We start from the raw sequence: 7500 nt of genomic DNA on the forward strand, positions 1-7500 counted from the left end.
ACGGACGCGCCGGCGTCGGTCAGCCAGGCGTTGCGGCCCTCGCTGTCGGTTTCGTAGTGCAGGTTGAGCCGCAGCCGCCGGACGACCTTCGCGACCTCTTCGTCGGCATCGGTGTGGTCGATCGAGCCGGCCATCACCAGCGGGACGCGGGCCTCGTCGACCAGCACCGAGTCCGCCTCGTCGACGATCGCGACCTCGGGGTCGGGCTGGACCAGGTCGTCGACCGCGGTGACCAGCCGGTCGCGCAGGACGTCGAAGCCGATCTCGGCGACGGCGCCGTACGTGACGTCCTTGTGGTAGGCCTCGCGACGCTCCTCACGGGAGTGCGCGGGCTCGACCCACCCGACCGACACGCCGAGCAGGGCGTACACCGGGCCCATCCACTCCGCGTCGCGCCGGGCGAGGTAGTCGTTGACCGTGACGACGTGGACCCGCTTCCCGCGGATCGCGTAGCCGGCCGCGGCCAGCGCGCCGGCGAGCGTCTTGCCCTCACCGGTCTCCATCTGGACGACGTGCTTGCTGAGCAGGCCCATCGTGCCGAGGATCTGGACGTCGAACGCGCGCTCACCGAGGGCCCGCCGCGCGGCCTCGCGGCCGAGCGCGCAGATCTCGATCAGGTGGTTGTCGCCGAAAGCGGTGTCCTTCAGCTTCTCGCGGAGCTCGCCCGCCCGCTCGGTCAGCTCTTCGTCGGAGAGCTTCTCGAGCTCGGGTTCGAGCTTCTCGACCGCGGGCAGCAGTGCTTCGTAGCGGATCAGCTCGACGCTGCCCGGCCGCTGGATGATCCGGCGGAGCTTCTTGCCCACCCGGCTGATCAGTGCTGCCACCCCTGGTCTCCCGTTCTCTCTCGCTCGACCGGCCTGCCCCACCCAACGTGGCGGTGGTGCGTTCGAGTTCCGCGGCCGGATGGGACGATCCAACCGTGTTCCCTCATCCCAGCGCCAGGTCCGGTCGTCGCCGGATCACCGCAATTGCGACATCCGTGCTGATCGCGGCCTCGCTGGCCGCCTGCACGTCCACAGGCAAGCCGGCACCGGTCGCGCCGACGACCGAGTCGCACCCGCCGTCCGGGCCCGTCCCCGCCGGTCTGGAGCGGTTCTACGGCCAGAGCCTGAGCTGGGGCGAGTGCGCACCTTACGCGACGTCGGAAGACGCCCGGTCGGCGTTCCAGGCGAAGGACCTCCAGTGCGCCCGGCTGACCGTGCCGCTGGACTACGCCAAGCCGGCCGGCGACACCATCACGCTGGGCCTGCTCCGCCACAAGGCGACCGACGACGGTTCCCGGATCGGGTCGCTCGTGGTCAACCCCGGCGGCCCGGGCGCGTCGGGCATGGTCGCGGCCGCCGGGCTGGTCAAGCCGACGACGAGCACCGGCCTGGCCAAGCGCTTCGACCTGGTCGGCTTCGACCCGCGGGGGATCGGCGCCAGCCAGCCGGCCATCCACTGCCTCACGGATCAGGAGCGCGACGCCGACCGCGCCGACGACAGCGAGACGGACGGCTCGCCGGGCGGCGTGCTCAAGCAGGAGTCGCAGGAGAAGGACTTCGCGGAGAAGTGCGCCCAGCGCACCGACGACGGCACCGGGATGCTGGCCAACGTCGGCACCCGGGACGTCGTCAAGGACCTGGACGTCCTGCGCTCGGTCCTCGGCGACGAAAAGCTCACCTATCTGGGCTACTCCTACGGCACCCGGATCGGGTCGGCCTACGCCGAGGCGTTCCCGAAGAACGTCCGCGCGATGATCCTCGACGGCGCAGTCGACCCGGAGCAGGACGCGGTCGAGTCGCTGGTCGCCCAGGGCCAGGGCTTCGGGACGGCGTTCACGCAGTTCGCGAAGTCGTGCACCGCCCAGCAGGACTGCGCGCTCGGCCAGGACGCCGGCGCCGCGGTCAAGGTGTTCCAGGACCTCGTCCGGCCGCTGATCGACTTCCCGGTCCCGGTCGGCGACGGCCGCAAGCTCTCCTACGAGGACGCGACCACCGGCGTCATCCAGGCGCTCTACCAGGAGAGTCTCTGGGACGTCCTGAACACCGGCCTCAACGAGCTGAAGCAGCAGCGCGGCGCGACGCTGGAGAAGCTCGCCGACATCTACAACGAGCGCGACTCCACCGGCAAGTACGGCACCACCCAGGACGCCTTCACCGCGATCCGCTGCGTCGACGACCCGCGCGTCACCGATCCGGCCGTGATCCTCAAGGCGCAGGAGGAGTACGTGAAGGTGGCGCCGTTCCTCGACGACGGCCGCCCGGCTTCGGCGGCCCGTGACGCCTGCGCGTTCTGGCCGGTGCCGAACACCTCCGAGCCGCACGTGCCGAACGTCGAAGGCCTGGCGAAGACGCTGGTCATCTCGACGACCAACGACCCGGCGACGCCGTACCAGGCCGGCGTCAACCTCGCGAAGGGCCTGAAGGGCGCGCTGCTCACCTTCGAGGGCACGCAGCACACGGTGTTCCTGCAGGGCGTGAAGTGCGTGGACCAGGCGGGCACGGACTACCTCGTCGACGGCACGGTGCCGCCGGAGGGGACCCGGTGCACCGGGCAGTAGGCCTCGCCGCCCTCGCGGTGCTGCTGGCGGCGTGCACGAGTGCTCCGGCACCCGTGCCGCCGCCCGCGCCGCGACCTCCCGACCTGGGGAAGTTCACCCAGCAGAAGCTCACGTGGACGCCGTGCGGGGACGCGCTGGACTGCGCGCACCTGAGCGTGCCGCTGGACTACGCGGCGCCGGACGGACCGGCGATCACGGTCGGCCTGCTGCGGCACAAGGCCACGAAGTCGCGGATCGGCTCGCTGGTCGTGAACCCGGGCGGCCCGGGCGGTCAGGGCACCTCGACGGCCGCGGCGCTGGCCAAGACACCCGCCGCCGCACCCCTGATCGAGCGCTTCGACCTGGTCGGCTTCGACCCGCGCGGCGTCGGCACGAGCGAACCGCGGATCACCTGCCGCTCCGACGCCGAGCAGGACGCGGATCGCGCGTCCGACGTCGAAAGCGATTTGTCGCCCGAAGGGGTGAAGAAGCAGCTCGCCGAAACGACCGCCTACGGCGCGAAGTGCGCCGAAGTGTCGAAGTACGGCAAGACGCTTCTCGCGAACGTCGGCACGCGAGACGTCGTACGCGACCTCGACGTGCTTCGCGCCGCGCTCGGCGACGAGAAGCTGACCTACCTCGGCTACTCGTACGGGACCCAGATCGGCGCGGCCTACGCCGAGGCGTACCCGCGCAACGTCCGCGCGCTGCTGCTCGACGGCGCCATCGACCCCGCCCAGGGCCTGGTGGATTCGCTGGTCACGCAGGCCGCGGGCTTCCAGGACGCGCTGAACGAGTTCGGCGAGTGGTGCGCGTGCCCGCTCACCGGCGGCACCGAGGGGCTCCAGCGGCTGGTGCGTCCGCTGATCACGAAGCCCATCCCGGCCGGGACGCGGAAGCTGTCGTTCGAGGACGCGATCACGGGCACGTTCGCGGGCCTCTACTCGCGTGGCGACTGGCCCGCTCTGAAAGCCGCGCTCGCGCAGGCGGCCCAGGGCGACGGCCGGACCCTGCTGGCCTTCGCCGACGGCTACTACCAGCGCGATCGCGACGGAAAGTACAGCGGCGCGATCGACGCGTACTTCGCGGTCCGCTGCGTCGACCACACCCGCGTGACCGACCGGGCCGCGATCGAGCGCGCCCACGACGAGATGCTGGCCGGCGCGCCGTTCCTGGCCGGCGGCACGCCCGACACGAGCGAGCTGGACATCTGCTCGACCTGGCCGGTCCCGCCGACGTCCGACGAGCACGCGCCGCGCGTCGAAGCGCTGCCGAAGACCCTGGTCGTCTCGACCACGCACGACCCGGCGACACCCCACCAGCAGGGCATCGACCTGGCGAAGGACCTCGGCGGCGTATTGCTCACCTACGAGGGCGTCCAGCACACGGTGTTCTTGCAGGGCGACAGCTGCGTGGACCGCGCGGGCATCGCGTACCTCGTCGACGGAACGGTCCCGCCGGAGGGTGAGCGCTGCCCGCGGCCGTGACTACGCCTGCTGGTGGGTCAGCGACAGCTCGATCATCACCGGGCTGAGGTGCGCGTCCGGGGGCGGGATCTGCACCCACAGCCGGACGAACCGCCGGGGCAGGGTGTCGGAGACCCACACCTTGACGTTCAGGTCCCCGTCGATCTGCTCGAGCACGCTGTGGGCGACGGCGGCCGGCACCCGGCCGTCCACGCGCAGCGCGGCCGCGCCGTCGACGTTCTCGCGTCCCTCGGTCTTCGCGTCGGTCACACCGTCGAGCAGGCGCTTCAGCCCGCCGTGCGGGCCCAGGAACGCGCTCACGGTGTAGGCGTCGGGCAGGGGACCGGCCCAGGAACCGGTCAGCACGTGCCCGTCCTTGACGGTGAAGCCGGACTTCGTGTGCCCGTCCCCGTCCTGGATGTCGGCCGTGCCGTCGGCGGACCCGTGGTCGTCGAGGGTCGCGTCGCCCTCGATCAGCCGGAGCGGGAAGCCCGGCAGGACGCCGTTGACGCCCGCCGCGAAGTGCACGCCCCGCACCGCCGCGAACGACTTCGCCGCCTCGCTGACCAGCTCGGACCCGGCCGGGAACGGCCCGCGCGTGTCCGGTGACCCGGTGCAGCCGGCCGTCAGGAGGAGCACGAGCAGGAAGGCGAGACGGCGCATCCCCCGAGCCTACTGTTGGCCCGATCCTTGCGGACGATGTCCTTCAAGCCACTTTCGGCTCTTCGCGCCCGCGACGACACTGCATGGGTGACTGTCGAGACCCGCCCTGCCCCGAAGCTGCACCGCGCCTGGCTGATCGCCGGTGCCGCCTTCGTCGCGCTGCTCGCCTCCGCCGGCTTCCGGTCCGCGCCCGGCGTCCTCATCGACCCGCTGCACCAGGAGTTCGGCTGGTCCACGGCCACGATCAGTTCGGCCGTCTCGGTCAACCTCGTGCTCTACGGCCTCTTCGCGCCCTTCGCGGCCGCGTTGATGGAGCGGTTCGGCATCCGCCGCGTCTCGGCGACGGCGCTGTTCGTCATCGCCCTCGGCGCGGCCGGCACGGTCTTCATGAGCGCGAGCTGGCAGCTGATCCTGTGCTGGGGCGTGCTGATCGGCGCGGGCACCGGCTCGATGGCGATGAGCTTCGCCGCGACGGTGGCGGCCCGGTGGTTCGTCCGCAGCCGAGGCGTCGTCACCGGCGTGCTGACCGCGGCGGGCGCCACCGGCCAGCTGATCTTCCTGCCGCTCATCGCGAACCTCGCGGTGGGCTCGGGCTGGCGGACGGCGTCGCTGGTGATCGCGATCGCGGCGCTGGCGGTCGTCCCGGTGGTCCTGCTGGTCATCCGCGACCACCCCGCCGACGTCGGCACGACGGCGTACGGCGCACCGGCCGACGCCGAGGTCGCGCGCCCGGCGTCGAAGACCGGCTCGGCCCGGCGTGCGTTGTCGGTCCTCGGCCAGGCCGTCCGCACCCGCACGTTCTGGCTGCTCGCGGTGGGTTTCGCGATCTGCGGCGCGACGACGAACGGCCTGGTCGGCACCCACTTCGTCCCGGCCGCGCACGACCACGGCATGCCCCAGACGACGGCCGCCGGCCTGCTCGCCCTGGTGGGCGTCTTCGACGTGGTCGGCACGATTTTTTCGGGCTGGCTCACCGACCGCGTCGACCCGCGCATCCTGCTCGGCGTCTACTACGCCCTGCGTGGGCTCTCGCTGGCCCTGCTGCCGCAGCTGTTCACCGACTCGGTGCAGCCGAGCATGTGGGCGTTCATCCTGTTCTACGGCCTCGACTGGGTGGCCACGGTCCCCCCGACGGTCGCCCTCTGCGTCCGCGCATTCGGCGACGCGGGCCCGATCGTGTTCGGCTGGGTCTTCGCCTGCCACCAGCTGGGAGCGGCGTTCGCCGCATCGGCGGCGGGCCTGGTCCGCGACCAGCTGGGCAACTACAACGTGGCCTGGTACGCGGCGGCGGTCCTGGCGGTTTTGGCGTCCGTGGCCTCGCTGGCCATCAAGCGGGCGAAGAAGCCCGTCCCGGTACTCGCGAGCTGACTTCGTCACCCTCGGCGCGTCGTGAAACATCCCGTTAACACGCTGTCGTTAGGGTGCGGCCATGGATCGCCAGCAGGAATTCGTGCTCCGCACGCTCGAGGAGCGCGACATCCGTTTCGTCCGTCTCTGGTTCACCGATGTGCTGGGGTTCCTCAAGTCCGTCGCGGTCGCCCCGGCCGAGCTCGAAGGCGCCTTCACCGAAGGGATCGGCTTCGACGGCTCGGCCATCGAGGGCTTCGCCCGCGTCTACGAGTCGGACATGGTCGCCAAGCCCGACCCGGCCACCTTCCAGGTCCTGCCGTGGGAGACACCGGACGGCGGCCCGTACTCGGCCCGCATGTTCTGCGACATCGCGATGCCGGACGGCTCGCCGTCGTGGGCCGACCCGCGGCACGTCCTGCGGCGCCAGCTGTCGAAGGCCGCCGAAGCGGGTTTCACCTGCTACGTGCACCCGGAGATCGAGTTCTTCCTCCTCTCGACCCTGCCGGACGACGGCAGCGAGCCGGAGCCCGCGGACAACGGCGGCTACTTCGACCAGGCCAGCCACGCCACGGCGACGCACTTCCGCCGGCACGCCATCGAGACCCTCGAGGCGATGGGCATCTCGGTCGAGTTCAGCCATCACGAAGGGGCACCGGGCCAGCAGGAGATCGACCTCCGCTACGCCGATGCGCTGACGATGGCCGACAACGTGATGACGTTCCGCTACGTCGTCAAGGAGGTCGCCCTGACCCAGGGCGTGCGCGCGACGTTCATGCCGAAGCCGTTCACGGACCAGCCCGGCTCGGGCATGCACACCCACATCAGCCTGTTCGAAGGCGATCGCAACGCCTTCTACGACGCCGAGGACCCGCACGAGCTGTCGGAGACCGGCAAGGCGTTCGTCGCCGGCCTGCTGCACCACGCCAAGGAGATTTCCGCGGTCACCAACCAGTGGGTGAACTCCTACAAACGCCTGATCAGCGGCAGCGAAGCGCCGACGACGGTCTCGTGGGGCCGGGCGAACCGCTCCGCGCTCGTCCGCGTCCCGATGTATTCACCCGGAAAGGCGTCATCGCGACGGGTGGAGATCCGTACGTTGGACTCGGCGTGCAACCCGTACCTGGCGTACTCGGTCATCCTGGCCGCCGGGCTGAAGGGGATCGAGAAGGGCTACGAGCTGCCGCCGCCCGCCGAGGACAACATCTGGCAGCTGAGCGAGTCCGAACGGCGCGCCGCCGGGTACTCGCAGCTGCCCCAGAACCTGGGAGAGGCGCTGGCCGAGATGGAGAAGTCCGAGCTCCTGCCGGAAGCGCTCGGCGAGCACGTCTACGACTTCTTCCTCCGCAACAAACGCGTGGAGTGGGACAACTACCGCAGCGCGGTCACCCCGTACGAGCTCCGAACCCTGCTGCCGGTGCTCTGATGGGGCGGCGGCCGGTGTTCCTCTCGATCCTGGCCGCCGCACTCGTGTTCGTCCCCGCGGCGCCCGCTGTGGCGTCG

The 7500-nt window shown here is 71.1% G+C and carries 6 protein-coding genes and 1 pseudogene (1 of these 7 only partly in view); 5 read left to right on the top strand and 2 right to left on the bottom strand.

The window, feature by feature from the left end; genetic code table 11:
* Positions 1-824, bottom strand: a pseudogene (locus tag AA23TX_RS20790) (accessory Sec system translocase SecA2); the annotation flags it as partial.
* Between the two features lie 155 nt (positions 825-979).
* On the opposite strand from AA23TX_RS20790, the gene AA23TX_RS20795 reads away from it, so the two are divergent.
* On the top strand, positions 980-2542 hold the full coding sequence (locus tag AA23TX_RS20795) for an alpha/beta hydrolase (RefSeq protein ID WP_155544557.1): 1563 nt from the start codon (positions 980-982) through the stop codon (positions 2540-2542).
* Positions 2527-4008, top strand: a complete 1482-nt coding sequence (locus AA23TX_RS20800; RefSeq protein ID WP_230862641.1) for an alpha/beta hydrolase — start codon at positions 2527-2529, stop codon at positions 4006-4008. Before AA23TX_RS20795 ends, AA23TX_RS20800 begins: the two co-directional genes overlap by 16 nt.
* On the opposite strand, the gene AA23TX_RS20805 is transcribed toward AA23TX_RS20800, so the two are convergent.
* Complete coding sequence (locus AA23TX_RS20805; RefSeq protein WP_155544558.1) at positions 4009-4650, bottom strand: LppX_LprAFG lipoprotein; 642 nt, start codon at positions 4648-4650, stop codon at positions 4009-4011.
* 87 nt (positions 4651-4737) lie between these two features.
* On the opposite strand from AA23TX_RS20805, the gene AA23TX_RS20810 reads away from it, so the two are divergent.
* The 3 genes from AA23TX_RS20810 to AA23TX_RS20820 form a co-directional block, all read left to right on the top strand.
* Entirely contained in the window at positions 4738-6018 is a 1281-nt protein-coding gene (locus tag AA23TX_RS20810) for an MFS transporter (protein ID WP_155544559.1), read from the top strand.
* 61 nt (positions 6019-6079) lie between these two features.
* Positions 6080-7423, top strand: coding sequence for a type I glutamate--ammonia ligase (gene glnA / locus AA23TX_RS20815; RefSeq protein WP_155544560.1), 1344 nt, complete (start codon positions 6080-6082; stop codon positions 7421-7423).
* Positions 7423-7500, top strand: the 5' portion of a protein-coding gene (locus tag AA23TX_RS20820) for an amidase (RefSeq protein ID WP_155544561.1). Its footprint extends 1476 nt past the window's final position; only the first 78 of its 1554 coding nucleotides appear in the window; it begins with the start codon at positions 7423-7425; its stop codon lies off the right edge, out of view. Before glnA ends, AA23TX_RS20820 begins: the two co-directional genes overlap by 1 nt.

This window comes from Amycolatopsis camponoti, assembly GCF_902497555.1.
GTDB lineage: Bacteria > Actinomycetota > Actinomycetes > Mycobacteriales > Pseudonocardiaceae > Amycolatopsis > Amycolatopsis camponoti.

Bases quoted from the DNA above. Each gene is read 5' to 3' on its own strand.
- AA23TX_RS20805 (WP_155544558.1), bottom strand. From the start codon at position 4,650: ATGCGCCGTCTCGCCTTCCTGCTCGTGCTCCTCCTGACGGCCGGCTGC.
- glnA (WP_155544560.1), top strand. From the start codon at position 6,080: ATGGATCGCCAGCAGGAATTCGTGCTCCGCACGCTCGAGGAGCGCGAC.